The sequence below is a fragment of the Candidatus Zixiibacteriota bacterium genome (assembly GCA_040753495.1).
GTDB lineage: Bacteria > Zixibacteria > MSB-5A5 > GN15 > PGXB01 > DYGG01.
In genome coordinates, this window is the sequence record JBFMEF010000112.1 from 1 (window position 1) to 17,809 (window position 17,809).

General features: G+C 49.3%; 18 protein-coding genes. 17 read left to right on the top strand and 1 reads right to left on the bottom strand.

The window, feature by feature from the left end; genetic code table 11:
• From AB1690_07275 to AB1690_07355, 17 genes are all read left to right on the top strand, one after another.
• Positions 1–252 (top strand): glycosyltransferase (locus tag AB1690_07275; protein ID MEW6015107.1); only part of this gene is annotated, 252 nt, incomplete at its 5' end.
• Positions 249–1,268 (top strand): lysylphosphatidylglycerol synthase transmembrane domain-containing protein, encoded by a 1,020-nt coding sequence (locus AB1690_07280; protein ID MEW6015108.1) that lies wholly within the window; start codon positions 249–251, stop codon positions 1,266–1,268. The genes AB1690_07275 and AB1690_07280, both read left to right, overlap by 4 nt.
• Positions 1,243–1,980, top strand: a complete 738-nt coding sequence (locus AB1690_07285; protein MEW6015109.1) for a glycosyltransferase family 2 protein — start codon at positions 1,243–1,245, stop codon at positions 1,978–1,980. Before AB1690_07280 ends, AB1690_07285 begins: the two co-directional genes overlap by 26 nt.
• A gap of 2 nt (positions 1,981–1,982) precedes the next feature.
• Entirely contained in the window at positions 1,983–2,939 is a 957-nt protein-coding gene (locus AB1690_07290; protein MEW6015110.1) for an NAD-dependent epimerase/dehydratase family protein, read from the top strand.
• Between the two features lie 17 nt (positions 2,940–2,956).
• Positions 2,957–5,197 (top strand): glycosyltransferase family 39 protein, encoded by a 2,241-nt coding sequence (locus AB1690_07295; GenBank protein MEW6015111.1) that lies wholly within the window; start codon positions 2,957–2,959, stop codon positions 5,195–5,197.
• Between the two features lie 11 nt (positions 5,198–5,208).
• Positions 5,209–6,219, top strand: coding sequence for a Gfo/Idh/MocA family oxidoreductase (locus AB1690_07300; GenBank protein MEW6015112.1), 1,011 nt, complete (start codon positions 5,209–5,211; stop codon positions 6,217–6,219).
• Positions 6,216–6,896, top strand: a complete 681-nt coding sequence (locus tag AB1690_07305) for a transferase (GenBank protein ID MEW6015113.1) — start codon at positions 6,216–6,218, stop codon at positions 6,894–6,896. Before AB1690_07300 ends, AB1690_07305 begins: the two co-directional genes overlap by 4 nt.
• Entirely contained in the window at positions 6,896–7,612 is a 717-nt protein-coding gene (locus AB1690_07310; GenBank protein MEW6015114.1) for a glycosyltransferase family 2 protein, read from the top strand. Before AB1690_07305 ends, AB1690_07310 begins: the two co-directional genes overlap by 1 nt.
• 167 nt (positions 7,613–7,779) lie before the next feature.
• Complete coding sequence (locus AB1690_07315; protein ID MEW6015115.1) at positions 7,780–8,340, top strand: hypothetical protein; 561 nt, start codon at positions 7,780–7,782, stop codon at positions 8,338–8,340.
• A 26-nt stretch (positions 8,341–8,366) separates the two neighbouring features.
• The gene (locus AB1690_07320; protein ID MEW6015116.1) at positions 8,367–8,696 is read left to right on the top strand and encodes a LuxR C-terminal-related transcriptional regulator; all 330 of its coding nucleotides are present in this window, start codon (positions 8,367–8,369) and stop codon (positions 8,694–8,696) included.
• 197 nt (positions 8,697–8,893) lie between these two features.
• On the top strand, positions 8,894–9,094 hold the full coding sequence (locus tag AB1690_07325) for a hypothetical protein (protein ID MEW6015117.1): 201 nt from the start codon (positions 8,894–8,896) through the stop codon (positions 9,092–9,094).
• 169 nt (positions 9,095–9,263) lie between these two features.
• Positions 9,264–9,761, top strand: coding sequence for a rhodanese-like domain-containing protein (locus AB1690_07330; protein MEW6015118.1), 498 nt, complete (start codon positions 9,264–9,266; stop codon positions 9,759–9,761).
• Between the two features lies 1 nt (position 9,762).
• Positions 9,763–10,233 (top strand): MauE/DoxX family redox-associated membrane protein, encoded by a 471-nt coding sequence (locus AB1690_07335; GenBank protein ID MEW6015119.1) that lies wholly within the window; start codon positions 9,763–9,765, stop codon positions 10,231–10,233.
• A 36-nt stretch (positions 10,234–10,269) separates the two neighbouring features.
• Entirely contained in the window at positions 10,270–11,859 is a 1,590-nt protein-coding gene (locus AB1690_07340) for a hypothetical protein (protein MEW6015120.1), read from the top strand.
• A gap of 154 nt (positions 11,860–12,013) precedes the next feature.
• The gene (locus AB1690_07345) at positions 12,014–13,714 is read left to right on the top strand and encodes a dockerin type I repeat-containing protein (GenBank protein ID MEW6015121.1); all 1,701 of its coding nucleotides are present in this window, start codon (positions 12,014–12,016) and stop codon (positions 13,712–13,714) included.
• 30 nt (positions 13,715–13,744) lie between these two features.
• Positions 13,745–15,763 carry an MXAN_6640 family putative metalloprotease gene (locus tag AB1690_07350; protein ID MEW6015122.1) on the top strand — a complete coding sequence of 673 codons (2,019 nt, stop codon included), beginning with the start codon at positions 13,745–13,747 and terminating at the stop codon, positions 15,761–15,763.
• 158 nt (positions 15,764–15,921) lie between these two features.
• Entirely contained in the window at positions 15,922–16,155 is a 234-nt protein-coding gene (locus AB1690_07355; GenBank protein MEW6015123.1) for a zinc-ribbon domain containing protein, read from the top strand.
• 102 nt (positions 16,156–16,257) lie between these two features.
• Here the strand turns inward: AB1690_07355 and AB1690_07360 are convergent.
• Positions 16,258–17,809, bottom strand: a 1,552-nt coding sequence (locus AB1690_07360) for a M6 family metalloprotease domain-containing protein (GenBank protein MEW6015124.1), incomplete at its 5' end; no start/stop codon positions are given.

Consider the following 17,809-nt stretch of genomic DNA (forward strand, 5'->3'; position numbering starts at 1 on the left):
ACGGCGGTGCTGGCGGCGAATTCCCCCGGGCTCCGCGATTCGGTGGTTGATGGAAAAACCGGATTCCTTTACAGTTATGGCAATATATCGGAGATGGCCGAGCGGATGAAGCAGGTTTTGAGTGATGAGTCATTGCGAGTCAAGTTAGAATGCGGCGGAAGGGAGTGGGCGAAACGATTCAACTGGGATGATGCCGCGGAGTTATTCTTGCAGGTGGTCAACGATGTGGTCAGACAGGAAAAAAGCCAATGAATAAGCGTCGGATGCTTTCACTGATATTCGGAATAGTTATCTCCGCTCTATTCTTATTTCTCATTTTGCGCAATGTCAATTTCGCGGAGTTGCAACATGCCTTACGGGCAGCCAATTACTGGTGGCTGCTGCCTAATATTTTCTTTGTCGTCTTCGCCATGTTTCAGAGAGCCGAGCGCTGGAAATTTATGCTTCGTCCGATTTCCGAGGTGCCGTATCGCAAATTGCTGGCGGCAACCTGTATCGGTTTTATGGCAAATAATGTCCTGCCCCTCCGCCTGGGAGAATTTGTCCGGGCATATTCGCTGTCAAAGCAGGAACCGAAAATCACCAAATCTGCCTCACTGGCTACAATTTTTGCCGAGCGAATGGTATTCGACCTTCTGGCTCTGCTGCTTATTCTGGCGGTGATTCTCTCCGTAACTCCGCTGCCGGTTGACAGCAGTTTCAAGCTGGGAGCGCTTCTCTCGCTGGGAATTGCCGTGCTGGGATTTCTCTTTGCGACCGCGGTGGCGCTTCGGCCTGAAAGGGCGGGGAGAATTATCTCCAATTATTTCTTCTTTCTATCTTCCGGCGCTCGGGAGAAGGTGCATCAGATTGTTCTCAAATTTTCGCGGGGACTTCTGTTCCTGAAGAACTGGCGCCAGACCTTTGCCGTATCGGCGCACACGCTCTTTCTCTGGGTTTGCATGGGTATTTCGAACATTTTTGTCTTCATGGCGTTTGGATTTGACCTGCCGATTTACGCCTCCTATGTCCTCCTGGTGGTGGTTTCCATTTCAATCCTGATACCTTCTTCACCCGGTTTCATAGGGGTCTATCATGGCGGGGTGGTCTGGACCCTTAACTTTTTCAATATCAGTCACAACAATGCCGTCTCCTGCGCCATTGTCCTCCACGCCGCACAGTTCATTCCGATTACCCTGATGGGTTTCTATTATCTGCGAAAAGAACATCTTTCACTAAAGCAATTGGAGCGCGAGGCTTTGGATGAAAAGCCCAATCAAACCCGATAGTACAATACTTGTTGCCCTTCCGGCTTTCGACGAAGCGGGCAAAATCGGCAACGTGGTGAAAAAAATTAAAGAGACATCCCTGCCATGCACTGTGCTGGTGGTGGATGACTGCTCCAGTGATGATACTCCAATTGAAGCGAAAGCGGCCGGAGCCGAAGTGATTCGTCATGCGAAAAATCAGGGGGTTGGCGCCGCCATTCGCACCGGTATCTTTTACGCGATAGAAAGCGGGCAGGAGATATTCGTAGTCATGTCGGGAGACGACCAGCATGAACCGCGGGAACTGCCGGCGGTATTGGAACCGCTGCTGCATAACGAAGTCGATTTTGTGCAGGGGTCGCGCCGGATGAAGGGGGGAAAGGTTGTCAACGACCGCCCTTTCAGAAAAATTACCACGCAGCTTTATTCTCTGCTCTTCTCGATATTGACTCTGCGCCGTGTAACAGACGCCACCAACGGGTTCCGCGCTTTTCGCCTTTCCATACTGAACGACCCCGGTATCGACCTGAAACAGAAATGGCTGGACCGGTATGAACTGGAGCCTTATCTGCTGTTTAAGGCGGTAACCTCCAGAAAAATCCGCTTTAAAGAAGTGCCGATTACCATATATTATCATGCCAGTAGAAAGCAATTCACCAAAATGAAACCGTTTCGGGATTGGTGGCGGTTGGCAAAGCCGATGGTCTATCTCGGACTCAGATTGAGGAAATAGCCGTGATTAAGATTGATTTTACCGGAACTAAAACGCTGGTGACGGGAGGAGCCGGATTTATCGGGTCCAATGTTGTGGAAGCAATTGTTCGCGCCGGCGGGCAAGTGGTTGTACTTGACGACCTCTTTACCGGCGACCTGAAAAATATCGACCCGGATATCAAATATGAATTCGTGAAAGGGACGGTCGCCGATTATCCGACTGTGCTGAAATTGATGTCGCAGGTTGATTATGTCGCCCATCTGGCGGCACGCAATATTATAGTTTCCACGAAAAATCCCCGTGAAGACTATGAGACCAATATCGGCGGCACCTTGAATGTCTTGATGGCGGCGCGAGAGACCAAGCCCAGAAGGATTGTTTATTCTTCCTCCGCTTCCATTTACGGCAATCCTCGGATTCTGCCGATTACGGAAGACGAGACTCCGCTTACTTTCTCCCCCTATTCGGTCTCGAAACTGGCCGGCGAGAACTACTGCTATGCTTTTTACGAAACCTACTATATACCGGTGACGGTGGTGCGGTATTCCAATATTTACGGTCCGAAGCAAAACCCCTCGAATCCCTACTGCGGCGTTATTTCCAAATTCATAGAAGCCATAGAGAATGGCCAGGACCTGCAGGTTCATGGAGATGGTCTTCAGACCAGAGACTTTACTTATATCGAAGATGCTGTGACCGGAACATTGTCGGCTCTTCTATCACCCCGCGCTGATGGGCTTGTCTTCAATCTGGGAAGCGGAGTGGAAACCAGCATCATGGAGCTGATTCGTCTGCTCGCGGAATTATCGGGCAGGGAAGTGGTTGTGACCCATATCGACCGGCGCGATATCGACAATATTCGCCGTCGCGTCCTGAATATCGAGCGAATCAGAACCAGATTGCGCTGGCATCCCCAGGTTAATTTGAGAGAGGGGCTCAAGCGGACCATTGAGTGGTACCGTCATAAGAAGCAATAAATCGGCTTCATTCTTCGATGCGAGCTAACCTGAATTTTCGGCGCGCCGTCTGGATACTGGCGGCTGTCTGCCTGCTAACGCGGCTGGGATTCATCCTGGGTAAGACGCAGCTTCCAGTCATGTGGGATGCCCGCATTTACGCTTCAGCGGCGCTGGGAATTATTCATACAATGTCTGATGGGGGCAGCTTCGGGCATCCGGAGAACCTAACGCCCGAGGATTCATCCAGGTCGGTGACCGAATTCAAAAACCTGATGAATAAACATATATCAGGTGAGCAGATTCAGTGGCTGTACTATCCGGTCCCCAGTGTTAGACAGGCTCAGGAATATATCTTTATTTCCGGACCTCTCTATCCTCTCTGGCTGGCGGCGCTGTTCTGGGTGACTCCGGTCGAAGACTTCATGGTCGCGAGAATCTTAAATACGCTTCTGGATACCTTGAATCTTATCCTGATGCTTATTATCGCCTACACCTTATTTGGATTTAGGACTGCCGTCTTCGCAGGCGTTCTTTATATCCTTTATCTTCCCTTTTTGCTTTTGACAGGGATGATTTCGACTGACCAGATGACTATATGCCTGCTCCTGCTTTCATTCTATTTGACCCTTCGCTGGTACGAAAGCAAGAAGAGCAAGTTTGTCTTTCTTCTGGGCCTGACTGCGGGATTATTGATATTGACCAAACCGACCGCGACCTTCCTTTTCTTATTGTTTGGCATGGCTCTGTTGTATGATAGAAGTATTTCATTAAGGGAACGATTGAGAGTATTGGGGAAGGCATCACTCCCTTTCATAGCCGCAGTGCTTCCCTGGTTTGTCGGCACCTCCCTTTATTTCGGAACCGCCGCAATTCGCGACCCACGTTACTCGGAGGCAAATTTTCGGTCCAGCTCTTCTATCAAATATGAAGGGTACGACCTCGATTTTGCGGAAAAAGACTTTTGGCTATATCCGGTGAGTTACACAATTCAAAAGGACCCGGTCGGTTACGCCAAATTGCTAATTAAGAAACTGGTCCGACTTTGGGGGCAACCTTATAATGATTTCAGGCAGAGTTTTTTGCTCGGGCAGGGAAGCGCAACTTTAATTCACCTGGTAATCATATTGACCGGAGTTTTCGGAATCTGGTCGTTCATCATTTTTAAGGGGAGAGGTTTGCTCCTGATAGCTCTTATTCCGCTCTATTACACGCTGGTTCATATCATTTTTCATTCCCTGGCTCGGTACAATCTTAATGCTATGCCAGTCGTCATTATGGCATCGGCTCTCGTACTTGGCTCGATATTTGACCATATCAGGCAGAAGGATATCCTAAAAGAGAAGAAATTCCTGCTTGCCGCTGGGCTGGCGCTTTTTGCATTGCTGTTTTGTCTGATTATCAGGCCGTCCTTCTGGGCAGCCGTAATGGGGCAAACCGGAGTGGCAGGTTATGTCATTGTCGGATTGGCAATCTTGACGGCTTTCTCAGTCGCCTTGTATCTGTTCCTTGAGAGGAGATTTCCTGCCCGCAAGGCGTTTTTGTTCATACTTCCTCCATTTCTCTTCCTGGCATTGGTTCAGATAGTCTGGGGAACCGCTCCTGACCGCTGGGCAGAGTGGAGCTGCCGTTTGACCAAGCCGACCGAAGCGGCTGTTTTGGATATCTATATCCCCAGGGAGATTCGGTTGCTGCCGACCGAGTCGGCGCGACTCTGGCTTGACCTCAAGGCTGTCCCTGACGCCGGCAAGAATCTTAGCATCACCATTGATGACCAGACTTTTGAATTTGCGCACGGCAGTCCGCCGCTCAGCCGTTTTTACTACAACAAATCGACTTACCGGATTTTTGAAGGATTGGGCGCTTTGAGAAGAGAGGAAATGCGCTATTGGTCATATGTTCCATTTGCGGCCGAAGCGTTCAATTTCCTGGCAGACAGACGGGGATATATCCGTGTCGCGCTTTCCCCCTCAGATTCGGCAAGCGAGCGTCCCAATCAAATTGAGCTTTTCGGCAATTTTCACTGCGCCGATGGCGGCGAAGCGCTCCTTTCGGACCTGGAGCGGTCATCGATAGAGCGCTATGTTGAAAAGGGCGACCCCCGGGTCTGGGTCAAATATCCTCTTTCTTCGGATTCTGCAAAATCATATTATATTGCCGATATGAGAGAAAGCGGGCCTGACAGCGGCGATTTATCGCCGCAGGCCGGGCGACAAGCCGGGCGCTATCGTATTTATATTGAAGTGCGCCGCGCCGACCAGACTTATTTATATTTTTAAGGCGGAGTGACATGATTAGAATTGGCATTATAGGAGCCGGATACTGGGGACCTAATCTCATTAGAAATTTCTCTCTGCATGATGATGCAAAGGTTGTCGCCGTGGCTGACCTGAGAGAGGAGCGGCTCAAGCTGATGTCCCGTCTATACCCGGGACTGAAGCTGGTCACGAAGAACAGTGATGAAATCCTTCATTCCCGAGATATCGATGCCGTTGTCATAGCCACCCCGGTATCGTCACATTTCCCGCTAGGGATGGAAGCGCTCTCGCATGGAAAACATCTTCTGATGGAAAAGCCGATGACGGCGACTTTCGAACAGGCGGAAGTCCTCATTGAAACAGCCCATCGCCACGGATTGATACTGATGGTTGACCATACTTTTGTATATACCGGCGCCGTTAGTAAGATAAAAGAGATAATAACATCAGGAGAACTGGGGGATATTTATTACTTCGACTCAGTGCGGGTCAATCTGGGACTTTTTCAGCACGATATCAACGTTATCTGGGACCTTGCCCCCCACGATGTCTCCATCATGGACTTTCTGATTGACCGACCGGTAAGAACTGTCTCCGCCACCGGCATGGCGCATTTTGATAATCAGATTGAGAATATCGCCTATATTTCAGTTGGTTTTGACGCCAACCTGCTGGGGCATATTCATGTCAACTGGCTGGCGCCGGTAAAAGTGCGCAAGACTCTTATCTGCGGTTCCCGGAAGATGATTGTCTACGATGATGTGGAGCCGTCGGAAAAAGTTAAGATTTACAACAAGGGAATCGATTATATCCGAAACCGGGAGGAAGTCTATAATATACTGGTCCAGTACCGCACCGGCGATATGATGGCTCCCCGGATTGAACTGACGGAGGCTCTCAGCCTGGTCGCCAGGGAATTTGTATATGCCATTAAAGAGCAAAGAGCTCCGTTGACCGATGGTCACGCCGGGTTGAGAGTGGTCAAAGTCCTGGAAGGGGCAAATCAATCTTTGCGAGCCGGAGGAAAGGTGATTAAGATATGAGCGACTTTAAAGTCGTCGGCGATGTCAAAATCTATCCGGGGGTCATAATCGGCAAGGGTTCGATAATCTACGGTCCCGTCGTTCTGGGGCAGCCGCCGCGAGGCAAGGCTGACGGAGAGCTTTCGCTTGTTATAGGCGATAATGCCATAATTCGTCCCTTCAGCACCATCTATGCCGGCACGAGCATAGGCAACAATTTCCAATGCGGGCAGGGAGCATCAATTCGCGAAGACAATATTATCGGCAATAATGTCTCTATCGGAACCAATGCTGTGCTGGAATTCGAAAACAGGATAGGTGATTTCTGTCGCGTGCATTCCGGCAGTTTTCTGGAGATGGTGACTCTCGGGAAATATGTCTTTGTGGGACCAAACACGGTATTTACCGATGACCCTCATCCCATGAACTGCCCTAAGTATAAAGAATGCGGTGGGGGAGCGATAGTGGGCGACTTAGCTAAAATCGGCGCCAACTGCACCTTTCTGCCGGCGGTGAAAATCGGGAAAGGGGCGCTGATTGGGGCGGGGTCCGTCGTAGTCGGTGATATTCCGGAAATGATGGTTGCCGCGGGAAACCCTGCCCGGGTTATCAAGTCTGTCCTCGAATTGAAGTGTACGATAAACGCCTACGATAGACCTTATCTCTGGCCTCCCTATACCGATTCTGAAGTTGAATAATGATTCGCTCCAAAACGCTGGTTGCCCTGTTCTCTTTTAATGAAGGGGAGAAACTCAAGAATTTAGTTTCTCGTTTTCCGGAAGAAAGAGAATATGATTTGCTATTTGTTGATGACGGCTCGCAGGATGGCAGCTATGAATTTCTCAAGCAGAACGGATTCGCTGTCATAAGGCACGAAACCAATCAGGGGATAGGTTGCGGCATCAGGGAGGCAATTGGATATGGTCGAGAGAATGGGTATGCCGTAATTGTCATTATGGCGGCAAACGGCAAAATGCAGCCGGGAGAGATTAGCCGTTTGCTTGCCCCGATTGAGAGAGAAGAGAGCGATTATGTTCAGGGGTCGCGCTATCTGCCCGGCGGACGCTCCCCGAATCTTCCGCTGTTTCGACGAGTGATGATTAGATTATTGACGAAAATAATAAATCTTATGACCGGTTTCCCGGGGACCGATATAACCTGCGGTTTCCGGGCATATCGTCTCAATCTCTTTGACGACCCCCGCTTTCAGCTTCACCAACCCTGGCTCAATGCCTATGAAATGGAGTACTATATTCAATATCATGTCCTCAAGGGCAGATATAAAGTCAAAGAAGTGCCGGTCTCAATGGTTTATCCTGAATCCGGGAGAAACTACAGCAAAATCAAGCCTATCATAGGCTGGTGGTCGATGCTCCGTCCCTGGATATTCCTTACTCTGAAACTTCGCAAATGAGGAACATTTTTTCAAAAATCCGGTATTAGAAGATAGAGAGAAATCTGAATTAAATGCCGTCTGAAAGAGCCTTTCAGCGGCTGAAATTACCCGGTTCAAGGACGACCCGGGTATTTTCATTATTGACATAATCTTTAGAGAGTTCTATTTTTAGCGGCATGAGTATTATGCCTGACAGAAAAGGGACCTTCGTGCGGCTCCTGGTAGTCGTGATTCTGGTGGGAGTGCTGGTAGCCATCTCCATTATCAAGTCCAATGTCTCCGCCTATAGGGAAGATGTGGGCCTTAAAGCCCTGGAAGCGCAGTACCGGACAACTATCGACAGTTTGCAGGCGCTGGTGATGGATTCCGACTCCGGTATGACCGATTCCTCACTTGCGGGAGACTTGATGTTACAGACGCAATTGAATCTGCTTCTGGTGAACCAGCTGCAGGACTCAACCCGCTTCTATTCCGACTCCATCAAAAAAATTGAAGATTACTATCAAGGATTGATAGACAGTATAAACGGTTTTTATGCCGACCGGACAGGAAGCCTCGAAAGTATCTCCCTCGGAAATATTACCCTGAGCGGGAGCGATATGGTAAAGCTTATCTCCGAATATGATTCGCTGGTAGCCGATATCCCGGAGAAAACCCCGCCCCGTGAAAGGGTGAAAGCCATTTCGCAGATAACCTCACGCTTGACCAGCAAATATTCCTCGGCTTTGCCCAAAAAACGGAAATAGCGATTACTCATAGGAGTGGTCCGGAGATGACCGATCGGGACAAATCAGTTTTTTATGAGGTCATGGTCAATCGACTCCTGCTGGAGTCATTTCCGGAAGAAAAATCGTTGTTTTTCGACGAAGAAAGCGACCCGGCTGATTTTTCAAGGAAAGAGAAACTGCGTAAGAAAGTAGTCTGGCATATCAGTCATTCCTTGTCTAAAAGGCAAAAAGAGGTTATCCGGTTGTATCTGATGGGAAAGAAGGAAGCGGAAATCGGGGCGATACTGGGAGTCAAGCAGCAAGTTGTGAATATTTATAAAAGGCGTGCCATCAATCGGTTACGCAACAAGATGCGCTTCCGCCCTGTATGTTAAGAATATATATAATGGAAAGATAATAAACTGCCCTTTACTGCATTCTACATTGTGCAAGCAGCGCGCTTTCCTCACTTAATAAGTAGCGCTTAATGACAGTGAAATTGTATGGAGGAGGTGATGCCGGTCACAACCGAGTCCCCTTAGTCAGCCCGCCATAGAACCTGTCAACCATCAGGCAAATCGGGGAGAAACGTATGCCTGTGAGAAAAGAAAACGAAAGGTTTGCCAGACGAGGCTCCAAAGATTGCTGGCATCCTTACGGACTGCAAGGATTGGCTCCCGAGAAATTCGCTGTGATTGCCACTGAAATTCTTCGCGGCAAACATAATCTGCTGAGAATCAGACCGGGCGTTGCGATGGCAGTTGAATACCTTGAGGAACTGAGATTCAGTTAAAAGTAGTTAAAGGTACGGTCGGAGCACAATTTAAGCTATGTAGGGTCGGTCCACCGACCCTATTTTATTATCTCCAAATTCCGATATTACATTGACAAGCAAGCCACTATGCCTGATATTCTTGACCTTGGATAGCGAACCTTTTGGGTCGGACACTGTAAAAAACATAATGGCATCAAGGTTACGACAGTCACTGCTCATAATAATCCTGTCGGCGGCTTTTGCCGTCGCCACTAATTCATTCTCTCCCAACAGGATTCCCTGGGTCGGAAGCTGGCCGTCGATTTCCGGCTCCGATTCCATTATTGTCCCCCCTTCTTATGTTGAAGGAGACCCCCCTTTCATTTCGCTTGATGATGCCGCCGCTAAATATCAGTCTCGCGGAGTGGTTTTCATCGACGCCCGTCTACCGGAGGACTACGCTGCCGGGCATATCAAAGGGGCGGTGAATCTCCCTTTCGACTACCTTGACCAGTACTACGACCAGGTGCTGTCAGAATACGGACCATCAGATGAATTCGTAATCTACTGCTCCGGGGAAGAGTGCGAGCTGTCGCTTCATCTGGGAAGATATATGATGTCCAAAGGGTTTTCCAAAGTCTTTGTCTTTTTTGGCGGCTGGCGCGAATGGGAGAAAGCCAGGCTGCCGGTGGAGGCAGCCGACTGATATGAATCGCAGATTTCTGGACAACGACTATTTGACCTTGCTAATTCGACTCATTGTCGGGGGGATATTTATCTATGCCTCCCTGGATAAAATCACTAATCCGGCGCAATTCGCCCGCATTGTTTACAACTACCATCTTTTGCCAGCCACTCTGATTAACATCTTCGCGCTTATGCTTCCCTGGGTTGAGCTTTTATGCGGCATCTTTCTGGTAGTAGGTTATAAGCAGGAAGGCAGCGTACTTATTCTCAACCTTCTGGTTCTTGCCTTTATAGCGGCGCTGACGGTCAATCTATTCAGAGGGGTGAATATTGAATGCGGCTGCTTTACGGTCAGTTCCAAAGCCAAGAGCAACATTATTGACCTCCTGCTGAGAGATATAGGACTGCTGGCGCTGACCCTTTATCTTTTCTTCAGCCGCTCGCGACGCTTTGCCCTTTCCCCCTCCGATAAACAGATCCGCGTTTCATAACTTTTCAGGAGAATTGTTTTCATTATATTAGAGCGGATGAAAACAGCCTCTGAATATATCTTCCACGGATGTCTATTAGTCGCCCTTCTTATGCCGCTTTCCGGACATGGCTCGAACGGTCAGCCTGCCGATAACGCCGACAAAATCGATTCGGTCATTATAGAAACCAGGAATGTCTTCAATACCGATTCCGCTCAGTTCAATAACTGGCTTTTCAAGATGGCAAATAAGCTGCATATCAAGACGCGCAAGTTCGTAGTGGAAAGAGAGCTTCTGCTTAACAAGGGGGACCTGTACTCAGCGGAACTGGCGGCCGAAACAGAGAGAAATCTCCGTTCGTTGCCGTTTATTTGGGACGCCACCGTGGTTATGGATAAGGTCGGGGACGCCAACATTCTGAAAATCACCACCTCCGACCGCTGGACGCTGGTCGGGGGACCATCTATCAGCCGAAGCGCCGGCCAGACAATTTATGAGGTCGGAATCGAAGAACTAAATCTGTTCGGATACGGACAGTTTCTGGCGTTCCATCACTACTTGAGAAGCATTGATAAGGACTATTCCGAGTTTTCTTTTGTGGAGAGACGGCTCTTCAGCTCGCGTTATTATTTCTCACTCTATTACAATGACGCGCCTGAGATAGGCCGCAAGAGCCTGACCTTCAGGCTGCCGCTCTTTTCACAGAGCTCCCGCCTCAGTTATGGAGCGACTGTTACCGAAATTGACCGCACTGACGATTATTATCGCCACGGAGTAATTGTGGCTCGCAATCGAACCGAGGGAAAATATCTTGAGTCCTTTATTCTGACTCAATCAGGTACCTATGAAAGCAAAATCCAGTTCGGAATTAATCATCTGTACGCCGACCTAAAGACTTCAGATAAAAGAGGTCTGGGAGTCCGGTTCCCCAGTGACAGCCTTTACCATCTAATCATGCCGCAGTTTGGGCTGCTGCGGACCGAATTCTATCGGACGTCCCGAATTAACGGATTTCGCCGCGTGGAGGATATCAATCTGACTAATGGCGCCTATATAAAATACGGGTGGGCAATCAGCCCCGCGAGAGGAGACCGATTGTACGACCTTCTTTCTTTTTCCTACCAATATTCGTCCCGACAGAAGTATGGCTTTCTGTTCCTCGGTTTCGAAAGAAACCACTGGTTTAAGGGGAACATTGATTATCGTACGCAGTTAATACTTTCGATGAAGTACTACAATAACACCGTGCCCTGGATGACCTCGGTATTTGCCGGAAGTTTCCTGGTGGATGAACGCCGCGACCGAAATCATGCATACTATCTTGGAGAAAACTATGGGCTGAGAGGCTATCCCCGAAATTTTGAAAGCGGCGAAAAAGCGGTCATCATGAACTTTGAAAATCGTTTATTTACGGGGCTTAACCTTATGTCGGTCGATATCGGCGCCGTCCAGTTCGTTGACCTGGGGCAGATCTGTCTGCAGGACCAGGGAATACAGATAGGCAATTGGTTCTGGTCGGCAGGTATAGGGCTTCGCTTGGGAATGGAGAAGATTTCAAACGCTGAACTTATGCGAATCGATTTTGCCTATGCCCCGGAAATAAGAAACTGGCAGGTATCTCTCGGTTTTGGCCAGTTTGTCAAATAACCACCCGGCGTAACTTTTGTCATTACAATATGTTATAAGCAGTAATATCTTGACAAAACCGTCTTCATCCATATATTTATTTGTGGTACTTACCCTTAACTGCTTTGGCTGTTCTTGCCGATGATATGAAGAAAGGTCGTTTGGAGCCCAATTGATGAGTATGCGCTACGGTTTAAATATCGCCGCTGTTAGTCTATTGCTGATATGGGGAATTTTTGGAGTATTTGGAATTGGCAGTCTCGCTGGAGAATCTCCATATAAGTCGGGGGGAGTAATCGAAGCAATCGACCGGGCTGCCGATGCCGGAGTGATTACACAAGGGGAGAGGCTGGTTTATCGGCTTCAGGCTGTCATGTCTCCAGAAAGGCTGCCGGCTGAGTTTAAGACCGAATCACAGCCGTTGCTCAAATGCGGGACATCCATAGTGGAAGAGGTCGTATCAAACTGGGAGACTCTCACCCCGGAACAGCAGGCCCTGGCGGCATCATATTTCGCCCGCCCTTCCACGGAATCGACATATCTGTCACAGTCAGGTCACTTCCTTATTCATTACAATGTCACCGGCTCAGAGGCGGTCCCGCTGGCTGATAATGACCTCAGTCTTATTCCGGATTATGTTGAGAGAATCGGCTTGTTTGCCGACAGTTGCCGTTCCTATTACCATACCGGACTCGGGTATCTTCCCGTCCCGCCGGATGGCGATGGCATTTATGACATCTACCTGCTCCGAATCGGCGCCTACGGTCTTACCGTCCGCGAGGGGGTAGGTGATTCCTCCTGGAACGATTACAGCTCATATATACAGATTCATTGCAGTTTTGACGGATTCCCTGAGAATGATGACCCGGCTGGACGGGTGGTCGGGGCGCAAAAGGTAACTTGTGCCCATGAATACTACCACGCGGTCCAGCTGGCGTATGATGGTCTTGAAGACATATGGTGGATGGAATGCGCCGCGACCTTTTTTGAGGAAGTCTCATATCCGGAAGTGAATGATAATTATAATTATCTTCCTTATTTTTATAATTATCCCGATACCTCACTTACTGTCTCGACTGGACTTCATATGTATGGAAGTTTTGTCTGGCCCCAATTTCTTACCAAGAAGTTCGGACTTAATGTGCAGAAGTCGATATGGGAGTATTGCCGTTACCACAATTCCCTGACGGCGATTGATTCGGCCCTGGCGAAGATTGGCTCCGGGATGAAGCCGGCATTTGCCGAATTCGCCGCCTGGAATTATTTCACCGGATACCGTCACGATACCCCTTTTCTGGACAGCGGAGCCGATTATCCGCTGGTCCCGCTTGAACAGGTTATACCTTCCTACCCCTTCAGCGGTATAACATCCTTAAAACCTCCCGATGGGCTTGGCGCCAGTTATCTTTTCAGTTATGTCAATACTGCAAACAATGGCCTTCTCCGGATTGATTTTGACGGCGCCAATACGGTCGAATGGGGTTTTTCATATGCCCGATTCAAGAACAACAGCAGAGAGATATTCTACAATGTCCCGATAGACTATCTTGGAAGGACCTCCGCCGGCGTTTATGACTTTGTCATATATGATTCGATGCTCTTTGTGCCGACGGTCGTATCGCAGTGGCAGAATAACAATCAGTTTTCCTTCTCCACCGTGATTTGCCCTTTTGGTGATGTCAACGCTTCGGGGGAACTGAATATCCTGGATGTCACCTACCTGTTGGGGTATATTTATAAGGGCGGTCCCGCCCCCAAATATGACCTCAGGATGGGGGATATGAATTGCAATGGAATAATCAACATTCTTGACGTATCATATCTGATTAATCACTTATACCGGACCGGAGCGCCTCCCTGTCTTTACCGGCCTTAGACTGACACGAGTTTTCATAGGAGAGAAATAATGACAACCGGAAATTCAACTTTCCTGGCGTTTGTAGTAACCGCCATTATAGCAGTTGCCGGCGCCGCTAACGCAGCGGATGTCGCCACAGTTGCCGAAAAGATCGAAGCCGATTTCAGGGAAGGGAAAATATCATTGGATGAGAAGGTTCTCTGGCAGCTGGCGTCGGTCAAAGATCCCGATGTCGTTCCTGCCGAATATCGAACCTTCTCCACCTCGGTTTCTTTGCCGGGAAAATCTGCAACCTCCATCTTCATTGAGGCAAGGAAAAGCCTTGGCAGTTTATCACCCGCAACTCAGGCTGCCGTGGCGGAGTACCTTGCCCGTCCCAGCGGAGCATATCTATACGACTCTCCCGGCGGGCAGTTCAAGCTGCATTACAATGTCACCGGACCCAACGCTGTGCCGACCGCCGACGACAATATCAACGGCGTTCCCGATTATATTGAAAAAGTAGCCGATTATTGCGATTCCTCCTGGCGCACCATAGTGCAAAACCTCGGCTATATGCAGCCTCCCTCTGATGGTGTGGTAGGGGGCGACAGCAGATATGATATCTATTTCGAAGAGATGCAGTATTACGGTTACACGTCATCTGAGTCCAGCGGTCCCAACCCCTGGAATGACGCCGTATCCTGGATATCGCTGCATCGGAATTTCTACAATTTCCCTCCCAACTATGACCCGGAGGGGAATCAATGGGGAGCGGCAAAGGTCACGGTTGCCCATGAGTATTTTCATGCCGTCCAGTTTGCCTATGATGTCTATGAAGCGCTCTGGTGGATGGAAGCCAGCTCCACCTGGATGGAAGATATCGTCTTTGACGTCGTGAACGACAATTACAATTATTTGGGCTCATTTTTCACTTCACCGCAGACGGCCTTGACCGATGACAGCTATCACGCCTATTCATCCTTCATCTGGAACAAATTCCTTGAAGAGCGACTGGACACAGTCATCGTGAGAAAAATTTGGGGCGGATGTATCTATGGCACGGTCTATAATGCCACTAATGATTCACTGCAGTCGAATTACGGATATACTTTCGACAGCGCCCTGGCGGAATTCACCTCCTGGAACTATGTAACCGCCTACCGTGATGACGGTCTCCATTATGAGGAGGGAATTTATTATGATGCCATGGCGCTGGCGGAGAATCGCAGCAGTTATCCGGTGGCTTTTCATAACTGCCCGGTGCAGCCCCAGGGGTATGGCTCGGCTTATATACTGCTGCAGCCGGGAGCGGCGACCGGGAATCTAATTGTCAGGTTTGATGGCGCTGATGCGCGAGAATGGGCGCTGTATCTCATAAAGTCTCCCTCCCAGAATTCGCACATAATTGAGCGATTGCCGGTGGTATCGCCGACATGGATTCTGGAAGATACGGTGGTCAACTTTGAATCGTATGCTTCGGTCGCTTTGATAGCGGTGAATTTGACTCAATACAGCGCTCCCGCGGCATTTGCCTACTCCGCGGTTGTGCAAGATGACTATGCGGTGGCGGCGGCATTTCTGGGTGACACTATCGGCTACTCCGGATACAATCATAGTCTGACGATGCAGGTATCTAATGACGGGATTCTGGCTGATATCATCCGCCTGCAGATTTCAGACAGCCTGGGATGGATTACATATCCGGTCGACACATTGCTGGCACTAAATTCCGGCGCAGATTCCATCTTTCCTTTCCATCTGCCGGTTCCGCAGGGCACACTGCTTTCGACCCGGAATGTCATTATAGCCGAAATTCAGTCGCAAAGTAACCCCTTGAAGACCGCTATTGTTAGAGTCCCGTTTGTGCTTACAGTGCAGCATGGTGATGCCGATTTCAATGGAGCCATCAACATACTCGATGTCCTATACATTATCAGTTACCTCTACAAAGGGGGACCGGAGCCGGAACCGGTGCTGGTTGCCGGTGATTTTGGATGCAACGGCGCCGTCAGCATACTGGACGTGTCCTCAATTATCGGTTATCTGTACAAAGGTGGTTCGCCATCTCCATGTAACCCCTTTTAAAGTAGATAAATAGGTAATATTTTCCCTTGACAAAGTTATAAAAAACTGATATACCTGACTTCAAGTAAGACTTTAATAAAATTTACATCAGTATCTTCAATTCCGTTAGACGAATCGGAGGATAACAGGGAAGTTTAGAGCCTTTCAAGAGAGGGGGAATGATGGATTCCGGTTTTCAACCGAAGTTCCTCATTTGTGTTGAATGTGGCGAAGAGTTTGTCTTCACGGTAAATGCTCAGGAATATTTTGCAGGACGCGGATATACCGAGAACCCCAAAAGATGCAAACACTGCCATATGAAGCACAAGCGGGAGAAGCGGAACGGTCATTCCGATATCACAATTATCGAGAAAATTGAACAGGACGATATCGGACGGCTTTACCCCGATTAAAAAAAACCCCTGCCAGGCGGCAGGGGTTTTTGTTTGCCGGGGTGGCGCCGAGGGGGGAGGCGGCGTTTATCCCCGGCATTATGCCGAAATCCGATTCGGCTGTTACTTGATTAGCCCCATCTTCCGCGACTCTTCCCCTTCGTCGGTTCTTAAGCGGTAAAGATATATACCGGAGGCAACCGGTCTGCCATCCTGGGCGGTGCCATCCCATTCAACGCTGTAAGAGCCGAGAGGGTACTGTCCCTCCGCCAGGCGTTTTACATGGACGCCGAGAATATCGAAGATATCAATAACGACGGCCGCTTCCCGATGGAGCGTGAAATCGATTCTTGTCGACGGATTGAAAGGATTGGGATAATTCTGGCTTAAGAACGGCTTCCTCGGGAGTATCAAATCATTCTCGTCATCCAATCCGCTGGCGATAGAGACTTTTAGATCGGCAGTCATAGTGGGACCACTGGCTGATATATTTTCAACTGCAACATAGGTCAAATCGCCGCTGTAAGCGTTAGAATTGGGAATTGTCAGAGCGCCGAAATCTGTATTCAGACTGGTTCCCGGGTAGGGGTCGCTGTTGTCGGCCGAATTGCCGACCGGATATGCTTTCTCGAGGTCAAAATCACCATCAGCCTGCTCCAGTGCCACCAGGAAGTTTCCTGAAGATGTATAACCCGGATACCACTGGTTGTCGTTCCAATTTCCGTTGGTAAGCTGGGTTTCATCGATATGCCAGATAAATAATCCGGCTGCGGTCAGATAACTGTCGTAACCAGACTTCTGCCGATTTTCGACCAGGAAATATTCGCTGCCAGGGGCGCCGCTTGACCAGAGACGATAAATATTGCCGCCGGTTTCGACCGCGTCTATGGGGCAGTTATCTATATTGGAGGTCAGGTTCACGGCCATTGCAAATCCGAGGCGGAGACGGCACCAGGCATCGGGGTGAGCCGGCGAGCCTCCCATACCGCCGGCGCCATTCCAGCTGCCGTACGACATCAGCGACCACCGTCCGACACCATATGAGTCGGTCGGATAATCACGGTCATAGAGATCGGGCAGTCCCAATACATGACCTAACTCATGGCAGTAAACGCCGCAGGTAATATCCCCCGGCGACTGCCAGTATTCAGGCTGAATGCAGTAATCTGAAATCCTGACCCCATCTTTTAATCGGGGGAAAATACTCCACTGATGTGACCAGATATCGGTGTCAGCGCCGGTGAATTCCGCGCCCGGTCCGGTGTGCACAATAATAACGGCATCGACATACCCGTCGCCGTCATTATCATATTGTGAGAAATCGACGACCGGGTCGATCAGGTCAACCAGGTCTTCACACAATTTCTGGCTGTTTTGCGGGTAAGAGCCGGTCCCGTTCTGATTATTGCAGTAGTAGGCATAAGTCTGCGGGGCGGTCTGCCATCCCAGCGAGGAGGGGAGATTAACTGTCACAATATCAAACTGGTCGTATGATATCTCGCGATAGTAATGGCGCACCGACCCCTGTTGATTGAGGAATATCAGGGTATCGAATTCATGAGCCGGTACTGAGTTCGTCTTATCCGAGAATCGCACCAGAATCGCCAGCGCGTTGAAAGGTCCGGAGTAAGACGTCTTTTCCGCCGAGTGAAACTTGAAAGCGGAATTTATACCG

What these genes read in the sequence shown, in the direction of transcription:
- AB1690_07295 (MEW6015111.1), top strand. Translation starts at nt 2,957, where the DNA reads ATGCGAGCTAACCTGAATTTTCGGCGCGCCGTCTGGATACTGGCGGCT.
- AB1690_07330 (MEW6015118.1), top strand. Translation starts at nt 9,264, where the DNA reads ATGGCATCAAGGTTACGACAGTCACTGCTCATAATAATCCTGTCGGCG.
- AB1690_07305 (MEW6015113.1), top strand. Translation starts at nt 6,216, where the DNA reads ATGAGCGACTTTAAAGTCGTCGGCGATGTCAAAATCTATCCGGGGGTC.
- AB1690_07355 (MEW6015123.1), top strand. Translation starts at nt 15,922, where the DNA reads ATGATGGATTCCGGTTTTCAACCGAAGTTCCTCATTTGTGTTGAATGT.
- AB1690_07310 (MEW6015114.1), top strand. Translation starts at nt 6,896, where the DNA reads ATGATTCGCTCCAAAACGCTGGTTGCCCTGTTCTCTTTTAATGAAGGG.
- AB1690_07280 (MEW6015108.1), top strand. Translation starts at nt 249, where the DNA reads ATGAATAAGCGTCGGATGCTTTCACTGATATTCGGAATAGTTATCTCC.
- AB1690_07320 (MEW6015116.1), top strand. Translation starts at nt 8,367, where the DNA reads ATGACCGATCGGGACAAATCAGTTTTTTATGAGGTCATGGTCAATCGA.
- AB1690_07335 (MEW6015119.1), top strand. Translation starts at nt 9,763, where the DNA reads ATGAATCGCAGATTTCTGGACAACGACTATTTGACCTTGCTAATTCGA.
- AB1690_07285 (MEW6015109.1), top strand. Translation starts at nt 1,243, where the DNA reads ATGAAAAGCCCAATCAAACCCGATAGTACAATACTTGTTGCCCTTCCG.
- AB1690_07345 (MEW6015121.1), top strand. Translation starts at nt 12,014, where the DNA reads ATGAGTATGCGCTACGGTTTAAATATCGCCGCTGTTAGTCTATTGCTG.
- AB1690_07340 (MEW6015120.1), top strand. Translation starts at nt 10,270, where the DNA reads ATGAAAACAGCCTCTGAATATATCTTCCACGGATGTCTATTAGTCGCC.
- AB1690_07315 (MEW6015115.1), top strand. Translation starts at nt 7,780, where the DNA reads ATGCCTGACAGAAAAGGGACCTTCGTGCGGCTCCTGGTAGTCGTGATT.
- AB1690_07325 (MEW6015117.1), top strand. Translation starts at nt 8,894, where the DNA reads ATGCCTGTGAGAAAAGAAAACGAAAGGTTTGCCAGACGAGGCTCCAAA.
- AB1690_07350 (MEW6015122.1), top strand. Translation starts at nt 13,745, where the DNA reads ATGACAACCGGAAATTCAACTTTCCTGGCGTTTGTAGTAACCGCCATT.
- AB1690_07300 (MEW6015112.1), top strand. Translation starts at nt 5,209, where the DNA reads ATGATTAGAATTGGCATTATAGGAGCCGGATACTGGGGACCTAATCTC.